Annotated in this window: 22 protein-coding genes; 12 read left to right on the top strand and 10 right to left on the bottom strand. The window is 70.0% G+C overall.

What is annotated here, in order from left to right; genetic code table 11:
• Window positions 1-40 precede the first annotated feature (40 nt).
• Together GBB76_RS10715 and GBB76_RS10710 are read right to left on the bottom strand one after the other, a co-directional pair.
• Entirely contained in the window at window positions 41-856 is an 816-nt protein-coding gene (locus tag GBB76_RS10715) for an ABC transporter ATP-binding protein (RefSeq protein ID WP_152303288.1), read from the bottom strand.
• Window positions 856-1,947, bottom strand: coding sequence for an iron ABC transporter permease (locus GBB76_RS10710; RefSeq protein ID WP_152303287.1), 1,092 nt, complete (start codon window positions 1,945-1,947; stop codon window positions 856-858). The genes GBB76_RS10715 and GBB76_RS10710 overlap by 1 nt, the downstream gene beginning before the upstream one ends.
• Before the next feature lie 191 nt (window positions 1,948-2,138).
• Here GBB76_RS10710 and GBB76_RS10705 point away from each other — a divergent pair, with 191 nt between their 5' ends.
• On the top strand, window positions 2,139-3,017 hold the full coding sequence (locus GBB76_RS10705; protein WP_152303286.1) for an alpha/beta hydrolase: 879 nt from the start codon (window positions 2,139-2,141) through the stop codon (window positions 3,015-3,017).
• Window positions 3,018-3,092: 75 nt separating this feature from the next.
• Window positions 3,093-3,623 (top strand): disulfide bond formation protein B, encoded by a 531-nt coding sequence (locus GBB76_RS10700; RefSeq protein WP_202911078.1) that lies wholly within the window; start codon window positions 3,093-3,095, stop codon window positions 3,621-3,623.
• Window positions 3,624-3,644: 21 nt separating this feature from the next.
• Here GBB76_RS10700 and GBB76_RS10695 read toward each other — a convergent pair whose 3' ends face one another.
• The 4 genes from GBB76_RS10695 to GBB76_RS10680 form a co-directional block, all read right to left on the bottom strand.
• Window positions 3,645-4,202, bottom strand: a complete 558-nt coding sequence (locus GBB76_RS10695) for an HNH endonuclease (RefSeq protein ID WP_152303285.1) — start codon at window positions 4,200-4,202, stop codon at window positions 3,645-3,647.
• Window positions 4,203-4,359: 157 nt separating this feature from the next.
• Window positions 4,360-5,019 carry an alpha/beta hydrolase gene (locus GBB76_RS10690; RefSeq protein WP_152303284.1) on the bottom strand — a complete coding sequence of 220 codons (660 nt, stop codon included), beginning with the start codon at window positions 5,017-5,019 and terminating at the stop codon, window positions 4,360-4,362.
• A 10-nt stretch (window positions 5,020-5,029) separates the two neighbouring features.
• Entirely contained in the window at window positions 5,030-7,015 is a 1,986-nt protein-coding gene (locus tag GBB76_RS10685; protein ID WP_246668892.1) for a M23 family metallopeptidase, read from the bottom strand.
• Window positions 7,016-7,257: 242 nt separating this feature from the next.
• Window positions 7,258-8,622, bottom strand: a complete 1,365-nt coding sequence (locus GBB76_RS10680) for a PHB depolymerase family esterase (protein WP_152303283.1) — start codon at window positions 8,620-8,622, stop codon at window positions 7,258-7,260.
• A 309-nt stretch (window positions 8,623-8,931) separates the two neighbouring features.
• Here GBB76_RS10680 and sdhC point away from each other — a divergent pair, with 309 nt between their 5' ends.
• The 9 genes from sdhC to GBB76_RS10635 all read left to right on the top strand — a co-directional run bounded on the left by sdhC (window position 8,932) and on the right by GBB76_RS10635 (window position 16,810).
• Window positions 8,932-9,324 carry a succinate dehydrogenase, cytochrome b556 subunit gene (sdhC, locus tag GBB76_RS10675; protein ID WP_152303282.1) on the top strand — a complete coding sequence of 131 codons (393 nt, stop codon included), beginning with the start codon at window positions 8,932-8,934 and terminating at the stop codon, window positions 9,322-9,324.
• A gap of 4 nt (window positions 9,325-9,328) precedes the next feature.
• Window positions 9,329-9,727 (top strand): succinate dehydrogenase, hydrophobic membrane anchor protein, encoded by a 399-nt coding sequence (sdhD, locus tag GBB76_RS10670; protein WP_152303281.1) that lies wholly within the window; start codon window positions 9,329-9,331, stop codon window positions 9,725-9,727.
• Window positions 9,728-9,733: 6 nt separating this feature from the next.
• Window positions 9,734-11,569, top strand: a complete 1,836-nt coding sequence (gene sdhA, locus GBB76_RS10665) for a succinate dehydrogenase flavoprotein subunit (RefSeq protein ID WP_152303280.1) — start codon at window positions 9,734-9,736, stop codon at window positions 11,567-11,569.
• 113 nt (window positions 11,570-11,682) lie between these two features.
• Entirely contained in the window at window positions 11,683-12,141 is a 459-nt protein-coding gene (locus GBB76_RS10660; protein WP_152303279.1) for a hypothetical protein, read from the top strand.
• A gap of 25 nt (window positions 12,142-12,166) precedes the next feature.
• On the top strand, window positions 12,167-12,949 hold the full coding sequence (locus GBB76_RS10655; protein WP_152303278.1) for a succinate dehydrogenase iron-sulfur subunit: 783 nt from the start codon (window positions 12,167-12,169) through the stop codon (window positions 12,947-12,949).
• Window positions 12,950-13,140: 191 nt separating this feature from the next.
• The gene (gene gluQRS / locus GBB76_RS10650) at window positions 13,141-14,016 is read left to right on the top strand and encodes a tRNA glutamyl-Q(34) synthetase GluQRS (RefSeq protein ID WP_152303277.1); all 876 of its coding nucleotides are present in this window, start codon (window positions 13,141-13,143) and stop codon (window positions 14,014-14,016) included.
• Between the two features lie 67 nt (window positions 14,017-14,083).
• Complete coding sequence (locus tag GBB76_RS10645) at window positions 14,084-14,773, top strand: spermidine synthase (RefSeq protein ID WP_152303276.1); 690 nt, start codon at window positions 14,084-14,086, stop codon at window positions 14,771-14,773.
• 5 nt (window positions 14,774-14,778) lie between these two features.
• The gene (locus GBB76_RS10640) at window positions 14,779-15,450 is read left to right on the top strand and encodes a DUF2161 domain-containing phosphodiesterase (protein ID WP_162375684.1); all 672 of its coding nucleotides are present in this window, start codon (window positions 14,779-14,781) and stop codon (window positions 15,448-15,450) included.
• A 70-nt stretch (window positions 15,451-15,520) separates the two neighbouring features.
• Window positions 15,521-16,810, top strand: a complete 1,290-nt coding sequence (locus tag GBB76_RS10635; RefSeq protein ID WP_246668891.1) for a glycerophosphodiester phosphodiesterase family protein — start codon at window positions 15,521-15,523, stop codon at window positions 16,808-16,810.
• Window positions 16,811-16,918: 108 nt separating this feature from the next.
• On the opposite strand, the gene GBB76_RS10630 is transcribed toward GBB76_RS10635, so the two are convergent.
• From GBB76_RS10630 to GBB76_RS18755, 4 genes are all read right to left on the bottom strand, one after another.
• Window positions 16,919-17,863, bottom strand: a complete 945-nt coding sequence (locus tag GBB76_RS10630; RefSeq protein ID WP_152303275.1) for an AEC family transporter — start codon at window positions 17,861-17,863, stop codon at window positions 16,919-16,921.
• Between the two features lie 2 nt (window positions 17,864-17,865).
• Window positions 17,866-18,159 carry a hypothetical protein gene (locus tag GBB76_RS10625; RefSeq protein ID WP_152303274.1) on the bottom strand — a complete coding sequence of 98 codons (294 nt, stop codon included), beginning with the start codon at window positions 18,157-18,159 and terminating at the stop codon, window positions 17,866-17,868.
• Between the two features lie 186 nt (window positions 18,160-18,345).
• On the bottom strand, window positions 18,346-18,942 hold the full coding sequence (locus GBB76_RS10620) for a disulfide bond formation protein B (RefSeq protein ID WP_152303273.1): 597 nt from the start codon (window positions 18,940-18,942) through the stop codon (window positions 18,346-18,348).
• A gap of 8 nt (window positions 18,943-18,950) precedes the next feature.
• Window positions 18,951-19,106, bottom strand: coding sequence for a DUF5993 family protein (locus GBB76_RS18755; RefSeq protein WP_202911076.1), 156 nt, complete (start codon window positions 19,104-19,106; stop codon window positions 18,951-18,953).
• Between the two features lie 544 nt (window positions 19,107-19,650).
• Here GBB76_RS18755 and GBB76_RS18845 point away from each other — a divergent pair.
• A complete protein-coding gene (locus tag GBB76_RS18845) occupies window positions 19,651-19,875 on the top strand; it encodes a hypothetical protein (protein WP_246668890.1) in 225 nt (74 codons plus the stop codon).
• The last annotated feature ends 30 nt before the right edge of the window (window positions 19,876-19,905 follow it).

Raw genomic sequence — 19,905 nt, 5'->3', positions numbered from 1 at the left:
CCTGCTCCCTCTCCCCGACGGGGAGAGGAAAGGAAAGGGCTCACAGCGCCCGGTCGACGATCACCTGCAGGAAGCCGCGCGCGCAGGTCTCCACCCGCGCCTCCACCTTGTAGACGCGCGCCAGCATGGCCGGGGTGATCGCCTCGTGCGGCGTGCCGTCGGCGGCGACGGCGCCCTTTTCCAGCACCACGATGCGCCGCGCATAGCGGGCGGCCTGGGCGATGTCGTGCAGCACGATGACGACGATGATGGAGCGCTCGCGCGCCAGTTCCTCGACGAGTTGCATCACCCTGAGCTGATGGTGGATGTCGAGCGCGCTGGTCGGCTCGTCCAGCAGCAGCACGGTCGGCTCGCGCACCAGCGACTGGGCGAGGCTGGCGAGCTGGCGCTGGCCGCCGGAGAGTTCGTCGAGCCCGCGCAGCGCCAGTTCGGCGATGCCGAGCCGCTCCAGTGCGGCGAGCGCGCGTTCATGCGCCTCCATGGTGGAGAGGGCGTCGTCGCTCGCCGACATCAGCGCCGAGAGCGTCGCCTCGAACACGGTCAGCGCCACGCGCTGGGGCAGCGCCTGCGGCATGTAGGTGACGAAGCGCGCATGGCCGGCGGCGGAAAGCCCGGTCAGCTCGACATCGTCGAGGCGGATCGAGCCCCTGGCGGGAACCAGGCCGGCGAGCGCGCGCAGCAGCGTCGTCTTGCCGGCCGCATTAGGGCCGATCAGCGCCGTGACGCCGCCGCCCTCAATGGCGGGCAGGGTCAACCCGTCGAGGATGCGGCGCTTTCCATAGCCGGCCGACAGGGTGTCGATGCGCAGGCGCGGGGCGGCAAAGGCAGGGGCAGGGGCAGGGGGAGGCGGCGCCATCACAGCCGCTCCCGCCGCGCGAAGATGAGCGCCATGAAGAAGGGCACCCCGATCAGCGCGGTGACGATGCCCACCGGCAGCAGCGCGCCGGGCACCAGCGTCTTCGAGGCCACCGAGGCCAGCGACATGATCGCCGCTCCCGCCAGCATGGAGGCGGGCAGGAAGAAGCGGTGATCCTCGCCGACCAGCATCCGGGCGATGTGCGGCGCCACCAGCCCGATGAAGCCGATGGTGCCGACAAAGGCGACCGAGGTCGCCGCCAGCAGGCTCACCCGCAGCAGCGAGAAGAAGCGCAGCCGCGCCACCGAGATGCCGAAGGAGCGCGCGCGGTCCTCACCGAGCCGCAGCGCCGTCATCCGCCATGAGGCCCGCAGCGCGAAGGGGACGACGGCGAGGATCACGAGGCCCAGCACGCCGAGCTTGGGCCAGGTCGCCCGCGAGAGGCTGCCCATGCTCCAGAACACCAGCTGCTGCAACGCCTCCTGGCTGGCGACGAACTGCACCAGCGCCACCAGCGCGTTGAAGGTGAACACCAGCGCGATGCCGAACAGCACCAGCGTCTCCACCCCGGTGCCGCGCAGGCTGGACAGCGCCTGCAGCAGCAGCACCGAGCCGAAGGCGAACAGGAAGGCGAAGGCCGGCAGGTTCCAGTCGGCCGGCAGGAAGGGCAGGCTGGCGCCGAGCACCAGCGCCAGCGCCGCGCCGAAGGAAGCGGCGGAGGAGACGCCGAGCGTGAAGGGGCTGGCCAGCGGGTTGTTGAGGATGGTCTGCATCTCGGCGCCGGCCAGCGCCAGCGCCACGCCCACCAGCACCGCCATCAGCGCATAGGGCAGGCGCACCTCCCAGATGATGACGCGGGCGGGCGCGTCCAGCGCGGCGGGGTCGAGAAGGCCGGTCACGACCGTGCCGATGGGCAGGTTGGAGGGGCCGGTGGCGATGTCGAGCACCAGCGCCACCAGCATCAGCGCGCCGAGCCCGGCGAGGATGGCGAGGCGCCGGCGCACGAGGCGCGCATAGGCGGCCAGTGCCGCCACGGGTGCGCCCGTGCCGGCCCCCGGTCGGTCGTCGGCTCTGGCGGAAGGCTCGCTCATCCTGTCTCCGGTGGCCGGTCGGCGGCGGTCAGAGGGTTCTGCATGAGCGGCCGAAGGCGGTCAAGTTCCTGTTACGGAAAGGAAATTCCTTGGAATGGTTCCATTGTCGGAGCGTGCGCTTGCGCTGCCTCGCCCATGGGCTAGAGCTTGGCTATCGCCGATCTTTTCGCCCCACCTTTCCGCGACTGCCGATGAACCCCGTCACCCTGCCCGATGCCGAATGGTTCGACCTCGCCCCGGCGCGCGGAGGGGGCGCGAGCGACGGCCGGCCGTGGCGCATCTTCCTCGCCCGGCCGCCCGGCGAGGCGCCGCCGGCGGGGTTCCCGGCGGTCTTCATGCTCGACGCCAATGCGGGTTTCGCCACCTTCGCCGAGGTGATGCGGCGCGGCGCGGTGCGCCCGCCGGCCACCGGCATTTCACCGGCCGTCATCGTCGGCATCGGCTATCCCGAGGGCGACGACCACCGGGCGCGGCGAAGCTTCGACTACACCGCCGGCCCCGGCGCGGAGGCCGGCCGGCCCGGACAGGCGCGTCCGACCGGCGGGCGCGACGCCTTCCTCGCCTTCATCGAGGGCACGCTGAAGCCGCATGTCGCGGGCATGCTGCCGCTCGATCCGGCGCGGCAGACGCTGTTCGGCCATTCGCTGGCCGGCTGGCTGGTGCTCGACGCGCTGGCGCGCGGCGGCGCCACGTTCCGCTCCCATGTCGCGGTGAGCCCGTCGATCTGGTGGGACGAGGCGCGGCTGGTCGAGGGGCTGGCGCAGGCCCGGGGCACGCCCGCGCGGCTGGCGGTGCTGGTGGGGGAATGGGAGCAGGCGCTGGCGCCCTGGCAGGCCTCGCGGCCGGAGGCGGCCGAGATGGCGGCGCGCCGGGCGCGGCGCGGCATGGTCGACCGGGCGCGGGATTTCGCCGCCCGGGCGGCGCGCGAGCTGGGTCCGCAGGCGCGGGTGGAATTTGAGCTGATGGCCGGCGAGGACCACGCCTCGATCCTGCCGGCGGCGATGGCGCGGGCGCTGCGCTTCGCCCTCGCCGACGCGCCGCCCGGAGATGCCGTCGCTTCAGACAAGTGACCTGCGCGGACAAGTGACTTGCACCGGGCGGGCCAGCGGCTAGTTGTAGCGCGAACCGACCAGATGGGGCCTTTCATGACCGCTTCGCACACCGCCGCCGCACCGCTTTCCTCGCCCGCCGTGCGCAACCGGCAGATCACCGCGGGGCTGATCGTCGCCGTCATCGGCGCGGGCACGCTGGCGGGGGCGTGGTACTTCCAGCTCGTCGTCGGCCTCGCCCCGTGCCCGCTCTGCCTGGAGCAGCGTATCCCCTATTACATCGGCGTTCCGCTGGCGCTGGTCGGCGCGTTGCTGGCCTTCGCCCGCCGGCCGGGACAGGCCCGCATCGCCATCGTGCTGGCGGCGATGCTGATGGCGCTCGGCACCTTCCTCGCGGTCTATCACGCCGGCAACGAATGGGGCTTCTGGGCCGGGCCGACCGCCTGTTCGGGCAGCGGGCCGGCGATGCAGAACGGGGATATTCTCGGCCAGCTCCAGCAGGCCCGCGTGGTGCGCTGCGACGAGGCGCCGTGGCGGCTGCTCGGCCTCTCGCTCGCCGGCTACAACGCCTTCATCGCCGCCGCGCTGACGCTGGTCGCCATGTGGGGCGCCGCCGCGCGCGACTGAACGGGCCGGCGGCGCGTCCGCTTACGGGTCGAGTTCGGTGTCCCAGTAGAGATAGTCGACCCAGCTACCGTGCAGGTAGTTCGGCGGGAAATGCCGGCCGTTCTGGTGCAGATCGAAGATCGACGGCTGGAAGGGCCGCTGGCGCGGGATCATGTGCGCGTCGGCCGGCATCATGCTGCCCTTGCGCAGGTTGCAGGGCGAGCAGGCGGCGACGACGTTCTCCCAGGTGGTCTGGCCACCGCGCGAGCGCGGGATCACATGGTCGAAAGTCAGGTCGTCGCGCGAATCGCAGTACTGGCAGGTGAAGCGGTCGCGCAGGAACACGTTGAAGCGGGTGAAGGCCGGCTGGCGCGCGGGCCGGATGAACGCCTTGAGCGAGACCACGCTCGGCAGACGCATCTGGAACGTCGCGCTGGAGACCTGACGCTCGTAATATTCGACGATGTTCACGCGGTCGAGGAACACGGCCTTGATCGCGTCCTGCCAGGACCAGACCGAGAGCGGGTAATAGCTCAGCGGCCGGTAATCGGCGTTGAGCACGAGGGCCGGCCAGGCACCTGGAGACAAAGTCGCCGTCAACGCTCGCTCCCTGCATGAAGCGCCGCCAACGGCTGAATCGGCGCCGCTCGACGCACCGCGATAGTCTATATGTAGCGTGTCAATCTTGTGAAGCGCCTGTATGCGCGCGAGCCGCGCCGGCGCCGCCCTTCATCCGCGCGACCGTCGCGCGCGGCGCTCAGGCGAGGACTTCGCCCAGGAAGCTGCCGGCCAGCGTCAGCCCGATCTCGTCGATGCCGTGGGTGAGCCCGCTGGAGAGGCGCGCGCGCACCGCGATGCCGCGCTTCTCAAGGCTTTCCACCGCGCGTGGCAGGGCGACGGGGGGAATCACCGGGTCGAGATCGCCATGGATCAGCAGCACCGGCGGGCGGGCGACGATTTCGGCGTCGAACGCCTCCAGCGCGCGCTCTGGCGGCAGCACATGGATGCCGGAGAAGCCGACAATGCCGGCGGGCGCGACCTTGCGGCGCAGCCCGGTGTGCAGCGCCATCATCGTGCCCTGGCTGAAGCCGACCAGCGCGAGCCGCGAGCCGGGCAGGCCGAGCCGGGCCAACTCGGCGTCGAGGAAGCCGTCGAGCGCGGGATGGGCGCTCTGCACCCCGGTCCAGCGCTCGCGGTCGTCGCGCTCGACATAGCCGAACCATTGCCGGCCGACCGGGGCGATGGCCAGCGGCTCGGGCGCGTGCGGGGAGACGAAGGCGGTGTCGGGCAGCTGCGGCGCCCAGTACTGGCCGAGGTCGATCAGGTCGCGCCCGTCGGCGCCGTAGCCGTGCAGCAGCACGACGAGCGAGGTGGCCGGACGGCCGGAGCGGGGCGGCAGGCGCGGTCCGTCCAGCATGGCGCGGCCCTCAGTTGGTGCCGTCGTCGCGCGCCCCGGCGCCGGAGGCGACCTTGGCGGCGGGGCCGTGGTTCAGCAGCGAATCGATGCGCGTGCGCTCCTGCTCGAAGGCGGCGAGGACGCGCCCGTCGAGCGCCCGCCCGCGCGGCAGGCGGATGCGCATCGGATCGACGAAGCGCCCGTTCACCAGCACCTCATAGTGCAGGTGGGCGCCGGTGGAGAGGCCGGTCGAGCCGATATAGCCGATGAGCTGTCCCTGCCGCACCCGCAGCCCCTCGCGTATGCCCTTGGCGAAGCCGGACTGGTGCGAATAGGTCGTCACATAGCCGTTGGCGTGCTGGATCTCGATGCGGCGGCCATAGCCGGACGTCCACGCCGCCTTGGTGATGACGCCGTTGCCGGCGGCATAGATCGGTGTGCCGGTGCGGTCGGCCCAGTCGACGCCGGAATGCAGGCGGCTGTAGCCGAGAATGGGATGGCGGCGCATGCCGAAGCCCGAGCGCAGCTGGCCGGCCGAGATCGGCTTGCGGACGAGGAACTTCTTCGCGCTCTTGCCGGCCTCGTCGTAGAAGTCGATCAGCCCGTCGTCCTGGGTCTGGTAGCGGTAGTAGCGCCGCTCCTCGCCGCCGACCGAGAGCCCGGCGAACAGCACGCCGCCGGCGCCGCCCGCCTCGTCCGGCTCATAGACCACTTCGAGCGAATCGCCCGCCCGCACCCGGCGCTGGAAATCGACGTCGAAGGAATAGACCCGGATCATGCTCTCGATGACCGGGCGCGGCACCTCGTGGCGCAGCGCGGTCTCCCAGATGCTGTCATAGAGCGTGATGCCGCGTCCGCCGCCCTCGTCGTCGCCCTCGTCCGGGGCCACGTCGGCGACCTGGATGTCGGCCGGCTCCTGCACGGGGAGGAACTTGCCGAGATCGGAGAGCGCCACCGTGCCCTGATGGCCATTGTCGCCGAATACGGCGACGCGCAGCGGCACCACGCCATTGCCCGAGGCGTCGAGCAGCACCTTTAGCCGCAGGCCGGGGGTGAGGTTGCCCTGCAATTCGCGGGCGTTGAAGGCGGAGGAGGCGGCATCGGCCGAGACCTCGGCGACGCCCATGTCGACGAGGATCGAGGCGATGGTGTCGCCCGACTTGGCGACGACGGTGCGCTCCGACCAGTCATTGCCGCCGGAGGCATCCTCGGCCGATTTGTCGACCGAGCTGACATTCTCCGGCTGGTGCAGCGCCTTCACCGGGTCGGCGGCGCCGGCGGGCGCATAGGCGAGCGGCCCGACGCCGGCGGTCGCGATGCCGGGCAAGGCGGGCGCGCGGCTTTCGGCCGGCAGGCTGAATTCGGCGGTCTCGCGCACCTTCATCAGCACGTCTTCCATCGGAAGCTCGGCGGCGAAGCGTGTGCTCGGCGGCAGGCTGCCAATGTCGCGCAGGGCGATGGTGAGGTCGCCCGTCGGCTCGGCCTGAGCGGTTTCCGCGTCGTTGGTGTTGCTGGATTCGGCGACCAGCTTGGCCGGATTGAAGCGCGGCACGTCGACCGAGGCGGAGGTGATCCCCTGGGCGAGATTGGTGGCGACCTTGGTGACGGCGCGCACCTTGATGATCTCGCGGTCGCCGTCCTTGGAGGTGGTGGCCAGGCGCAGCGTCTGCTTGGCGCTGAAGCTTTCCGACAGGATCGACATGCGGTCGCCCTTGCGGGCAACGTTGGAGGGGCGCTCGCCGGCGGCGAGCGCGCCGCGCAGGGCCGAGCGCACCGTCTCCGGGGTCTGTGCGAAGCGATATTCGCCATCGAGCGCGGCATAGACCGCCCCGCCCATCAGCGCGGCGCCGCAGATGCCGGTGAGCAGCGTGGCCATGAGCCAGCGCAGGGAGACCCGGCGGCGGTTGATCGGCTCCTCGGCGTCGCCGTCGACGCCGAGCGGTGGCTCGTCGCCGAGGTCGAAACCCGCCGCCTGGGAGCGCCTTACGCTGGCCGGTCCGCGTCTGGTCTCCAACAAGCTTCCCCGCGTTCCCCGGCGCTCCGTTGCTGCGGTTGCTGACCGCCGCCGGACGCCCTGTTCGACTTGGAGCCCGCCGGGGCGGACCTGTTCGGATGGTTCGGCAATACCTTGCCGGATCGGGTCGCGACGATGGCGCCGGCAACCTCGGCCGTCAACCCGTCCAGCCGGCGAATCGCCTTCCGGGCAGGGCCGGGGATCTAGACCCGGCGCTCACGGCGAAAGCATGGCGGCGTGGGCGATTACTGCACGCTTGCGGCGCGCCGCCGCAGCGGGGAGGGCGGCGGCAGCGGCACCATGGCGACGGTGGTGCGGGCGCTCGCCGCGGCCGCCGGCGCGGTTCCGGCACGGACGAAGTCGGACTGGAGCGGCATCGGCGCGCCGGCCACGAGCGGGCGGTGCAGCGCGGGAACGGCGGCCTGCGCCGCCACCGGCGCGCCCGGCGTCGTCGGGACGATGCCCTGCCAGGCGGTGGCCGGAGAATCCGGGTTGCGCAGGATCGGCGCGGGGCCGGAGAGCGGGGCCGGCTTCGCCCCGGTCGTCGAGGCGAGGGCGAGCGCGGGGCGCGCCGGCGGGGTGGGGGCGGCCGAGGTGGAGGCAACCGGGGCGGTGGCAGGCTGGGCGGGTCGGCCGGCGATGACGGTCTCGGGCGCCACCGGCGCGGCCGAGGGGCCGCCATAGCGCTTGAAGAAGCTCCATATCTCCTCGGGCGCGTCGAGCCCGCTGCTGCGGGGCCCGAGCAGCACGGAGGCCAGCGCGTCGACCGCTCCGGTCGACTGCGAGGGCGGCTGATGGCCGCCGGCGACCTCGTAATAGGCGACCTCGCCGCCCGGCGCGCAGCGCTTCCAGCGGGTGATGCGCGCGTGCGGGGCGCTCGAAATCTCGGGCTTGGCGCAGCCGTCGAGGCGGGCGAACAGCGCGGCGGTGGCGTTGGCCGACATCAGCCGGGCGCCGGGGGTGGGGCGGCCGAACATCGGCACGATGGGATCGTACGTGCCGTTCATCAGCAGGATCGGTATCGGCCGCGAGGGACGGCAGCTGTCAGAATAGCCGACCGGCACCGTCATCATCAGCGTCGCATAGGCCTGGAAACGGTCGGCGTAGCGGCAGGCGATGTAGGCGGTCAGGAAGCCGCCATTGGAGAAGCCCATCAGATAGACGCGCGAGGGATCGGCTATCCCCTCGGCGACGAGCCTGTCCAGCAGGTCGACGATGAAGCGGCCATCGTCGCGCTTGTAGAGCAGCGGGATGAAGCCGGCGATCGAGCTGCGCCCGTCGTTCCACAGCAGGTTCAGGCCCTTGGGATAGGCGACGACGAAGCCTTCGCGGTCGGCGACCGCGTCGAGGTCGAGATAGCGCTGCATCATGCCGGCCGGCTGCAGCGCGCCGTGCAGGGCGATCACCAGCGGGCGCGGGCCGGGCGAGGCAGCGGCGCCCCGGGGCATGTGGAGGATGTATTCGCGGTTGAGGCCGCCCGAGGCGACGGTGCGCTCGGTGTCGGGCGCGGCGCGGCGCGCCTGCGCACGAGCGTCGCCGGTCCCCGCGAGCAGGGCGCAGGCGGACAGGATCAATGCGCCGATCAGGACACTGGGTTTCGCGAAATGCATGGAACGCAACCTCGAACGCGGCGGGTTTCGCGCCAAACCCGTTCAGACAGCCGATTTCGGACAATTAAAAGGCAAAGGTGGTTAATGACCCGTCTCCATGCCGCTTCGTCTGTCACGTCGACGTGGCCGAAACTCTGCAAAAGAGGGTGGCCGGGCCGGGAAGCGGTGCGCTAGGGTGCGCCTGCTGCGGCGCAACCGGAACAATGGGCGCTGCGGGAGGAACGATAGACGCCACCTTTGGAATGATTGCGAACTGCAATCGTTTCCGCTACGCACACATCATCTTCCTGAGTGATCTGGGACACCGACATGGCAGGAGCGGCCGAGCGGCCCCTTTCCCCACATCTGCAGATTTACCGGCCGATGCTGACGATGATGATGTCCATCGTCCATCGAATCACCGGCGTGGCGCTGTATTTCGGCACGCTTTTGCTGGTGATCTGGCTCATCGCCGTGGCAAGCTCGGAGCAGGCCTTCGGCCTGGTGAACGGGCTGTTCGGCAGCTGGCTCGGCCTCCTCGTGCTGGTCGGCTACAGCTGGGCGCTGATCCACCACACGCTGGGCGGCGTACGCCACTTCGTCTGGGACACCGGCGCCGGCTTCGGCCCCGAATGGCGCGAGGTTCTGGCCCGCGCCACCATCGGCGGGTCGATCGGCCTGACGGTGCTGCTGTGGATCGTCATCTGGCTGGTGAAGGGCTGACGCGATGAGCGCAACTCCGGGTTCTTCGCTGCGCACGCCGCGCCGCCGGGTCGCCGGCCTCGGCTCGGCCCGCTCCGGCACCGGCCATTTCTGGCTCCAGCGCGTCACCGCGCTCGGCAATCTCATCCTCCTCGTCATCGCGCTGCCGATCCTCATCTGCGTGGCCGGCAGCGGCTACGCGGCGACGGTGGCGACGCTCGGTCATCCGCTGGTGGCCATCGTGCTGCTGCTGCTGCTGCTCTCGGTGACGATGCACATGCGCCTCGGCATGCAGGTGGTGATCGAGGACTATGTCCATCACGAGGGGGCCAAGGTGCTCGCGCTGGTCGCCAACACCTTCTTCACGACGGCGGTCGGGCTGGCCGGCGCCTTCGCCATCCTCAAGATCAGTTTCGGAGGCTGACAGACCATGGCCGGGACGACTTCCGCCAATGGCGCTTCCAACGGCGCGGCGCGCGCCGCCTACCCGATCACCGATCACACCTATGACGTCGTCGTGGTGGGAGCCGGCGGCGCCGGCCTGCGCGCCGTCGTGGGCTGCTCGGAGGCCGGGCTGCGCACCGCCTGCGTGACCAAGGTGTTCCCCACCCGCTCGCACACTGTCGCGGCGCAGGGCGGCATCGCCGCCTCGCTCGGCAATATGGGCACCGACGACTGGCGCTTCCACATGTACGACACCGTGAAGGGGTCGGACTGGCTGGGCGACCAGGACGCCATCGAATATCTGGTGCGCCATGCCCCCGCCGCCGTCTACGAGCTCGAGCACTGGGGCGTGCCCTTCTCGCGCACCGAGGAAGGCAAGATCTACCAGCGCCCGTTCGGCGGCATGACGGTGGAATACGGCAAGAGCCCGGCGCAGCGCACCTGCGCCGCCGCCGACCGCACCGGCCACGCCATCCTGCACACGCTCTACGGCGCCGCGCTGAAGCATTCGGCCGAGTTCTTCATCGAGTATTTCGCGCTTGACCTGATCATGGACGATGACGGCCGCTGCCGCGGCATCGTCGCGCTGAAGATGGACGACGGCACGCTGCACCGCTTCCGCGCGCAGACCGTGATTCTCGCCACCGGCGGCTATGGCCGCGCCTATTTCTCCGCGACCAGCGCCCATACCTGCACCGGCGACGGCAACGCCATGGTGCTGCGCGCCGGCCTGCCGCTGCAGGACATGGAGTTCGTGCAGTTCCACCCGACCGGCATCTACGGCTCGGGCTGCCTGATCACCGAGGGCGCGCGCGGCGAGGGCGGCTATCTCACCAATTCGGACGGCGAGCGCTTCATGGAGCGCTACGCGCCGTCCGCCAAGGACCTCGCCTCGCGCGACGTCGTCTCGCGCTCCATGACCATGGAGATCCGCGAGGGCCGCGGCGTCGGCAAGAACAAGGACCACATCTACCTGCACCTCGACCATCTCGACCCGGCGATCCTGCATGAGCGCCTGCCGGGCATTTCCGAGAGCGCGAAGATCTTCGCCGGCGTCGACGTGACCAAGGAGCCGATCCCGGTGCTGCCGACCGTCCACTACAACATGGGCGGCATCCCGACCAACTTCCACGGCGAGGTCGTCACCAAGAAGGCCGGCAATCCCGACCATGTGGTGCCGGGCCTGATGGCGGTGGGCGAATGCGCCTGCGTGTCGATCCACGGCGCCAACCGCCTCGGCTCCAACTCGCTGACCGACCTCGTGGTGTTCGGCCGCGCGGCGGCGCTGCGCTGCGCCGAACTGCTGACCCCCGGCGACAAGCAGCCTGAGCTGCCGTCGGACTCCGCCGAGCTGGCGCTCTCGCGCCTCGACCATTTCCGCAACGCCCATGGCGGCACCCCGACCGCCGAGCTGCGCCTCTCCATGCAGAAGGTGATGCAGAACAACTGCGCGGTCTACCGCACCGGCGAGGTGCTGGAGGAGGGCCGCAAGCTGATCGCCGACGTGTTCGCCGGCACCAGCGACATCGACGTCACCGACCGCTCGCTGATCTGGAACTCCGACCTCATCGAGACACTTGAGTATGACAACCTGATCGCGCTCGCGACGGTGACGATGGAAAGCGCCGCCGCCCGCACCGAGAGCCGCGGCGCCCATGCGCGCGAGGATTTCCCCGAGCGCGACGACGCCAACTGGATGAAGCACACGCTGGCCTTCGTGGATTTTGAGAAGCAGAGCGTGCGCCTCGACGAGCGCCCGGTGCACACCTACACGCTGTCGAACGACATCCAGTACATCGAGCCGCGCAAGCGGGTGTACTGATGATAACTCAGGGTTGTGAGCAGCTCTTGTCCAGCCGTATGATGATAGGGGGCGGCCCCTTTCAGCCACGGCACTATGCGGGCCGGCCTCTACTCAACGCTAGGGGGCGGAGCATGTGGTATCAGGAGCTGGTTCAACTCGCTGTCAGCAATATCTACGTTTCGGCGGCGGCGCTTACCGCCGTGGTCTGCTCGATCATCGCTCTGTTGTTCGTGTTCTCGAAGAACCGGAGCCCCGAATCGAAGCGCGATTCCCGGCTGGTCGCCGTCGCTCATTCCGAGAATGTATCAAGAATAGAAGAAGACATTGTCACTATAATCGTCGAAAAAAGCTTCATCAAAAGTAATATACAGAGAATACTGGACGAGCGAAAAGTCGAGCCTCGGTTCACGTTTCGGGAGTTTGCGCTTTTCGGAATGCCGGCTCTGATAACGCTCTGTCTTATCGTGTTTTCAGGCATCATCATATTCAAGGCCAGCAATCCGGCCAAGGCTGAGTTGCCTGCCTTTATGGCTCAGGCGTTTACGGCGGTCGTTGCCTATTATTTCGGTGCGGCGACAGCGAAGAGATAAAGAGCATATTGGCGAAGGTAGAGAGATGGTCCAGCTTACCCTGCCGAAGAACTCTCAGCTTGTCGAAGGCAAGGTGTGGCCCAAGCCCGCCGGCGCCAACCGGCTGACCGAGTACAAGATCTACCGCTGGAACCCGGATGACGGGAAGAATCCGAGCGTCGACACCTATTATGTCGACCGCGACGATTGCGGGCCGATGGTGCTGGACGGGCTCATCTACATCAAGAACATCATCGACCCGACGCTGACCTTCCGCCGCTCCTGCCGCGAGGGCATCTGCGGCTCCTGCGCGATGAACATCGACGGTACCAACACGCTGGCCTGCCTCAAGAGCATGGACGACGTGACGGCCTCGTCGGTGAAGATCTACCCGCTGCCGCACATGCCTGTGGTGAAGGACCTGGTGCCGGACCTCACCCAGTTCTACGCCCAGCACGCCTCGGTCGAGCCCTGGCTGCACACCGAGACGCCCGCCCCCGAGAAGGAGTGGCGGCAGGCGCGCGGCGACCGCGAGAAGCTCGACGGTCTCTACGAGTGCATCCTGTGCGCCTGCTGCTCGACCTCCTGCCCGAGCTACTGGTGGAATGGCGACCGCTATCTCGGCCCGGCGGCGCTGCTTCAGGCCTATCGCTGGCTGATCGACAGCCGCGACGAAGCCACCGGCGACCGGCTCGACGATCTGGAAGACCCGTTCCGGCTCTATCGCTGCCACACCATCATGAACTGCGCCAAGGCCTGCCCGAAGGGGCTGAACCCGGCCAAGGCGATCGCCGAGATCAAGAAGATGATGGTGGCGCGCCAGTTCTGAGGCGGCCTGCCGGCCCTACCGCGTCAGGGCGCCGACGTCATCCTGAGGCGCGCGCGACGCGCGCCTCGAAGGACGCAGGTCGCTGATGCGAGCCTGGTCGCCCACGCCTGCGTGCTTCGAGGCCGGCCGTCCCGGCCGGCACCTCAGCATGACGGGTGGACGTCGCCGCCCCGCCGGTATTCTCTCCTGCTATGTCCGCCCCCCGCCCCGTCTTCCGCTTCGCGCCGAGCCCGAACGGGCTGCTGCATCTCGGCCATGCGCGCTCGGCGCTGCTGAACGCCGCGATGGCGGAGGCCGCCGGCGGGCGGCTGCTGCTGCGCATCGAGGATATCGACGCCACGCGCTGCCGGCCGGACTATGAGGCCGCCATCCATGAGGACCTCGGCTGGCTCGGCCTCGACTGGGAGCGGCCGGTGCGCCGGCAGTCGGAGCATCTGGCCGAACACGCCGCCGCGCTGGCGCGGCTGGAGGCGATGGGCCTCGTCTATGCGAGCTTCGAGAGCCGGGGCGACATACGCCGCGCGCTGGAGAACCGGCCGGACTGGCCGCATGACCCGGACGGGGCGCCGCTGTTTCCCTTCCCGCGCGTGGCGACGGACGAGGCCGAGCGCGCGCGCCGGGCGGCGGCGGGCGAGCCCTTCGCGCTGCGGCTCGACATGCGCCGGGCGGCGGCGCTGGCACGGGCGCGCGGCGGCCCGCTCGACTGGCGCGAGGTGCCGGAGCGCGGGGGCGAGGGCGAGACGGTCACCGCCGATCCGCTGGCCTGGGGCGACGTGGTGATCGCCCGCAAGGAGGTGCCGACCTCCTATCATCTCGCCGTCGTCGTCGACGATGCGCTTCAGGGCGTGAGCCATGTGGTGCGCGGCGCCGACCTGAAGGCGGCGACCTCGGTGCACCGCGTGTTGCAGGCGCTGCTCGGCCTGCCGGCGCCGCTCTACACCCACCATTCCCTGCTGCTGGACGACGAAGGGCGCAAGCTCTCCAAATCCATCGGCTCGGAAAGCCTCGCCGCGCTGCGGGCGCGGGGGATGACGCCGGACGAGGCGCGACGTCGGGCGGGGGTATGACCGCCGGGCCTTGTCCCCGCTCCGCGATCGGCGCTACCGAAGGGCAGCCCTTGCCCCGGATGGCCCGATGATTCCCTGGATCCTGCTCGATACCGCCCAAGTGCCCGACGGGGGCGAGCTGCGCCTCAAGCGGCGGGGCGACGAATTCTCCATCATGGCGGGCGCCACCGAGCTGATGAACAGCCGCCTCAGCGGCTCCGAGCAGGCGCTGGCCACGCTGGCCTGCGCGCGGCTCGGCCCGCGCCCGGCGCTGCGGCTGCTGATCGGCGGGCTCGGCATGGGCTTCACCCTGCGCGCCGCGCTCGGTGAGGTGGGTGCCGACGCGCAGATCGTGGTGGCGGAGCTGGTGCCGGCGGTCATCGCCTGGGCGCGCGGGCCGATGGCGGCGATTTTCGGCGACAGCCTGACCGATCCCCGCGTGAGCCTGCATGAAGGCGACGTCGCCGGGGCGATCCGCGACGGGCGGGGGAGCTATGACGCCATCCTGCTCGATGTCGACAACGGGCCGGGCGGGCTAACCCGGGCGGCCAATGACGGGCTCTACAGCCCCGCCGGGCTCGGCGCCGCGCGCGCGGCCCTGCGCCCCGGTGGCGTGCTGGCGGTGTGGTCCTCGGCGCCGGACAGCGGCTTCACCGCACGCCTGCGCCGGGCCGGCTTCGCGGTCGAGGAGGCGCGGGTGCGCGCCCATGGCAAGAGCGGGGCGCGGCATGTCATCTGGCTCGCCGTCAGGCCGGACGGCCGGGCGCCGCAGGAGTAACGGCGCTGGAAACCTCGCTCTATCTACCGATCAAACGGTTCCTCGAAGAACGCGGCTTCGCCGTGAAGGGGGAGATCGGCGGCTGCGATCTGGTGGCGCTGTCGGACGACGCGGTGCCGCTGGTGGTGATCGGCGAACTGAAGCTCAGCTTCAATCTGGAGCTTGTGCTGCAGGCGGTCGACCGCGCCGGCGCCGGCGACGAGGTGTGGCTGGCGGCGCGGGCCTCGCTGCGCGGCAAGGGTCGCGAGAGCGATTCGCGCTTCCGCAATCTCTGCCGCCGGCTCGGCTTCGGCATGCTCGCCGTCTCGCCGGAAGGCGAGGTGACGATTATCGTCGCCCCGGACGCGCCGATGCCGCGCAAGGACCCGCGTCGGCGCTCAAGGCTGGTGGCGGAGCACAAGCGGCGGCAGGGCGATCCGGCGGTGGGCGGCGGCTCGCGGGTGCCGATCATGACCGCCTATCGCCAGCAGGCACTGGCCTGCGCCGCCGCGCTTGTCGCCGGGCCGGCGCGCCCGCGCGACCTGCGCGCCACCGCGCCCGATGCCGGCAAGATCCTGCTGGACAATGTCTATGGCTGGTTCGTCCGCGCCGAGCGCGGCGTCTACGCCCTCACCCCGGCGGGGCACGAGGCGCTGGCCCGCTGGCCGCAGGCGTCCAAGGAGGAGGCGCCCGGCTGAGCCCGCGTCAAACCGCTGTCACCGCCAGCGGATAGCCAAGGCGCACCGCCCGAGCCGACAGGAACCCCCCATGTCCATGTTTCACGCCCTGCGCGCATCCCTGCATCCCGCCCTCCGGCCCGCTCGCCGGACTTTGACCACGGCCCTGTTCGCGCTGGCGCTTGTCGCCCCGGCGGCTGCCGAGACCGGCGTTGCCGGGATCGGCAGCATCGAGATCGGCCCGCGTCCGTTCTATCTCGTCGGCGAGATGAAGGACGGGGCGTTGAAGGACCAGCTGGCCCAGTGCAAGGGCCCGTTCACGGCGAAGAATTTCTCCATCGCCCATCGCGGCGCGCCGCTGCAGTTTCCCGAGCACACCCGCGAGGGCTACATCGCCGCCGCGCGCATGGGCGCCGGCGTGATCGAATGCGACGTCGCCTTCACCAAGGACCGCGAGCTGGTGTGCCGCCATGCCCAGTGCGACCTGCACACCACGACGGACATTCTCGCCCGCCCGGAACTCGCCGCGAAATGCTCGGAAGGGTTCCAGCCGGCCGACCCCGCCACCGGGCGCAAGGCCAGCGCGAAGTGCTGCACCAGCGACCTGACGCTCGCCGAGTTCAAGTCGCTGCGGCCGAAGATGGACGGCTTCAACCCGCGCGGGGTAACGGCGCAGGAATATATGGACGGCACGCCGAGCTGGCGCACCGACCTTTATGTGAACCGGGCGACGCTGGTCTCGCACAAGGAATACATCGAACTGGTGAAGTCGCTCGGCCTGAAGTTCACCCCCGAGCTGAAGACCCCTGATGTCGCCATGCCCTTCGAGGGCGGCTACACTCAGGAGCATTACGCCCAGCAGATGATCGACGAGTACAAGGCGGCCGGTGTCGACCCGCGCGATGTCTACGCCCAGTCCTTCCGCCTCGGCGACGTGCTCTACTGGCTCAAGGCCGAGCCGGCCTTCGGCGCCCAGGCGGTCTATCTCGACGGGCGCGACGAGGAGAGCAAGGGCTTCGACAATATGAAGCCCGAGACCTGGCAGCCTTCCATGCAGGAACTGGCGGACAAGGGCGTGAAGATCCTTGCCCCGCCGCTGTGGATGCTGGTGACGCACAAGGACGGCCGGATCGTGCCCTCCGTCTATGCCGAGGAAGCGAAGAAGGCGGGACTCAGCCTGATCGCCTGGTCGCTGGAGCGCTCCGGCCCGCTCAATACCGGCGGTGGCTATTACTACCAGTCGGTCAAGCCGGTGATCGACCGCGACGGCGACACGCTGGCGCTGCTCGATGTGCTCGCCCGCGACATCGGCGTGATCGGCGTGTTCTCGGACTGGCCGGCAACCACCACCTTCTACGCCAACTGCCTGAAGCTGAACTAAGGGCGACCATCGTCATCCCGGCCGAGCCTCTGCGAGAGCCGGGATCGCTCGCCCTCCCGCCAACGATCCCGGATCGGCCCTACGGGCTGTCCGGGATGACGGCAGAAACTAACTGACGCCGAGGATCAGGAACCAGACCGTCACCGTGAACAGGCTGGCCGCCGTCGAGAGCGAGACGGCGCTGGCCGAGGCGGTCACGCCGGCCTGATAGCGCTGCGCCAGCAGATAGGCGTTGATCCCGCACGGCATGGCGGCGAACACCACCGCCACGTCCGCCCACACCGGCGGCATCGGCAGCACCCGGGTCAGCGCGTAGACGATGGCGGGGTGCACCGCGAGCTTGAGCGTCGAGATGACAAGCGCCGGGCCGATGTCGCCGCGTATGGGATAGCGGTGCAAAGCGAGGCCGAGCGAGACCAGCGCGCAGGGCACGGCGGAGGCGGCCAGCATGTCGAGCGTCTGCTTCAGTACGCCGTCCGGGGTGTAGCCGAGAAGCTTGGCGATGCCGCCGGCATAGATGCCGAGCAGGATCGGGTTGAAGGCGAGCATCCGCCCGAGCCGGCGCAGGCTGCCGAGCGAGATTCCGGCGGCGGCGCCCTCGGCCAGCACGGTCGCCAGCACCATCATGATCGGCAGATGGATGGCGATCAGCAGGAACAGCGGCACCGCGCCCTCCGGCCCGAAGGCCTGGAGGATCAGCGGCACGCCGACGAACACCGTGTTGGCCTGCCCCGAGGTGAAGCCCTGGATCACCGCCTCGATATGCCCGCGCCCGAAGACGCGCTTCGCCACCAGCATGCCGATGGCGAAGACGATGAAGGCGCCGGTGAAATAGGCGATCCAGTAGCCCCAGGGCTGGCCTTCCTCGGGCAGCCGCGCCTCGGCCAGCGTCTTGAAGATGAGCACCGGCACGGCCAGCCCGAACACATATTCGGACAGGCCCTCGGCGGCGCGCTCGCGCAGATGGCCGGACAGGGAGGCGACGAAGCCGAGCCCGATGAGCCCGAAGACCGGCGCCACGACGAGGGCGATGGCGCCGAGCTGGGCCAGCATGCTCAGGCTGCCGCTTCGCTCAGGGCGCTCGACACGAGGTGGGAGGTGCGCACCGGCACCATCACGTCGATCCGCGCCCACAGGCGCTCGGCGAGCGCGTGGGAGGCGACGAAGGCGATCTCCGCCCGCATGCCGCCGAGATTGGCGGGGTCGATCCTGCCGTCCGCCGGGCCGTCGAGCCGGATGCGGGTCGGCTGGACGTCGTGGATGGCGAAGGGTTCGAGCAGGCGGAGCATGAGATTGGGATGGGCATCGGCCTCGACGACGAGGCGATGGCGGGAAAGGCCGGCGGTCATGGCAGCATCCGATGACGGGAGTGCGGGGAGAAGTCGTGCGTCAGGAATCCCGGCCGATCTCATCGGCCGGGCGGCGAATTCGCCGTCCCGCGCGCAGGCGCCCGCTCTCGTTGGTCATCAGCATCATGGGGCTGGAAGCTAGGCGCCGCGCGCGCGCCCGTCAATGGCGCGTGCGGCGCTTCCCGCTCAGGGCGCCGGCGAGGTCTCGGGCGCCGGGCCGTCGAGCAGCAGGTAGCCCTCGGGATTGTCCGGGCACAGGCCGCCGGCGCATTCGAGCACGGTGGAGGCGCCGTTGCCGAGCGCCAGCAGCGCGATCAGCACCACCGCCACCAGCCCGAGGCCGGTGAGCCGATGGAGCCGGCCCGGCAGTTCGAACTGCGTGTCGAACAGCAGCAGCACGGCGCAGCCGGCGACGATGACGATGAACAGCGCCAGCGCCCAGCTGTAGAAATGCATGCCGAGGAAGGCCTCGCCATAGGTGCCGGTGCCGGGCACGATGTGCAGCAGCACCTGCCGCGCCGAGATCACCCCGCCGGCAATGGCCGACACGATGGCGATGCCATAGTGGCTCGGCCGGGGGCCGAAGCGCACATTGAGCGCCAGCCCGACGCCGACGCCGACGAAGCCGGCGCGTTGCAGGATGCAGAGCGGGCAGGGCAGCTCGCCGCCGACCAGCTGGTCGTAGAAGGCGAACAGCAGCACCACGCCGACGGCGAGCAGGCCGAGCGCGTTGAGCTGGCGCGACAGCGCCGGGGTGAGGAAGCCGTGCGGTTCTGTGCTCATGGCGGTACTCACAGCACGATGTCGAGTGCGTCGGTGGCGTGGAGGCGGAACAGCGTGAGCAGCGCCGCGATCGAGACCAGCCAGGCCAGAACGGCAAGGGCCCGCTGTCCCGCCCCGGCGAAGACCAGGGCGAGGAACATGCCGAAGAAGGGTAGGCTCATCATGATTGCCGCTCCGCTTTGCCGGCGAATGATACCGCCACAGAGAAGCAGTTGCGTGTCGCAATGTCATGACGCGGTGCGGTAGACCGTCAATCGGCGTCGAGGTTACAAATTACCTCCATGACGGCCATGCGGGCGGGTCGCATGAACGTCGCGCGGCATGGTTAATCCAGTTGACGCTGGGGACGAGCGGCGGCACGCTCCACCTCGCCGGCGGCCGGCGGAACAAGGCCGCTTACAGCGCCAAGAACGATACCTTTCATCCAGTTTCGGGGACTATCCGATGAGGTTGCTTTCCGTGAGCCTTGTGCTCGCTTCCGCGCTGCTCGTCGCCTCGTGCGGCGAGCCCACTCCCGGCCCGGCGGGTCCCGCCGGCGCCAAGGGCGAGACCGGGGCCGCAGGCTCCGCCGGTCCGGCTGGTCCCGCAGGTCCTGCCGGCCCGGCCGGTCCCAAGGGCGATGCCGGCGTCGCGGGTCCCGCAGGTCCTGCGGGCCCGGCGGGTCCTGCCGGTCCCGCTGGCCCTGCCGGTCCGCAGGGTGAGGCCGGCGTGGCCGCCGCCGGCTCGAATGTGCGGGTCTACACCCGCCGCGAGTGCTTCTCGCCGGAAGGCTGCCACATGACCTGCGAGCAGGGCGAAGTGGTGGTGAACGCCTATCTTGCGCCGCATGAGGGGGCGACGACCATCCGCAGCGAGCGCGAGGTGCATTTCGCGCCGAAGCCGGCGGATGCGGCGCGCGCGCCGCTCATGGTGCTGATCTGCGCCAAGGAGTGAGCGCCGGCTGGAGAAAGCCGGACTAGAGGA

This window comes from Ancylobacter sp. TS-1, from assembly GCF_009223885.1.
Lineage (GTDB): Bacteria > Pseudomonadota > Alphaproteobacteria > Rhizobiales > Xanthobacteraceae > Ancylobacter.
Note: the sequence above shows the minus strand (reverse complement) of the source record. Positions and strands in the feature narration are given on the sequence as shown.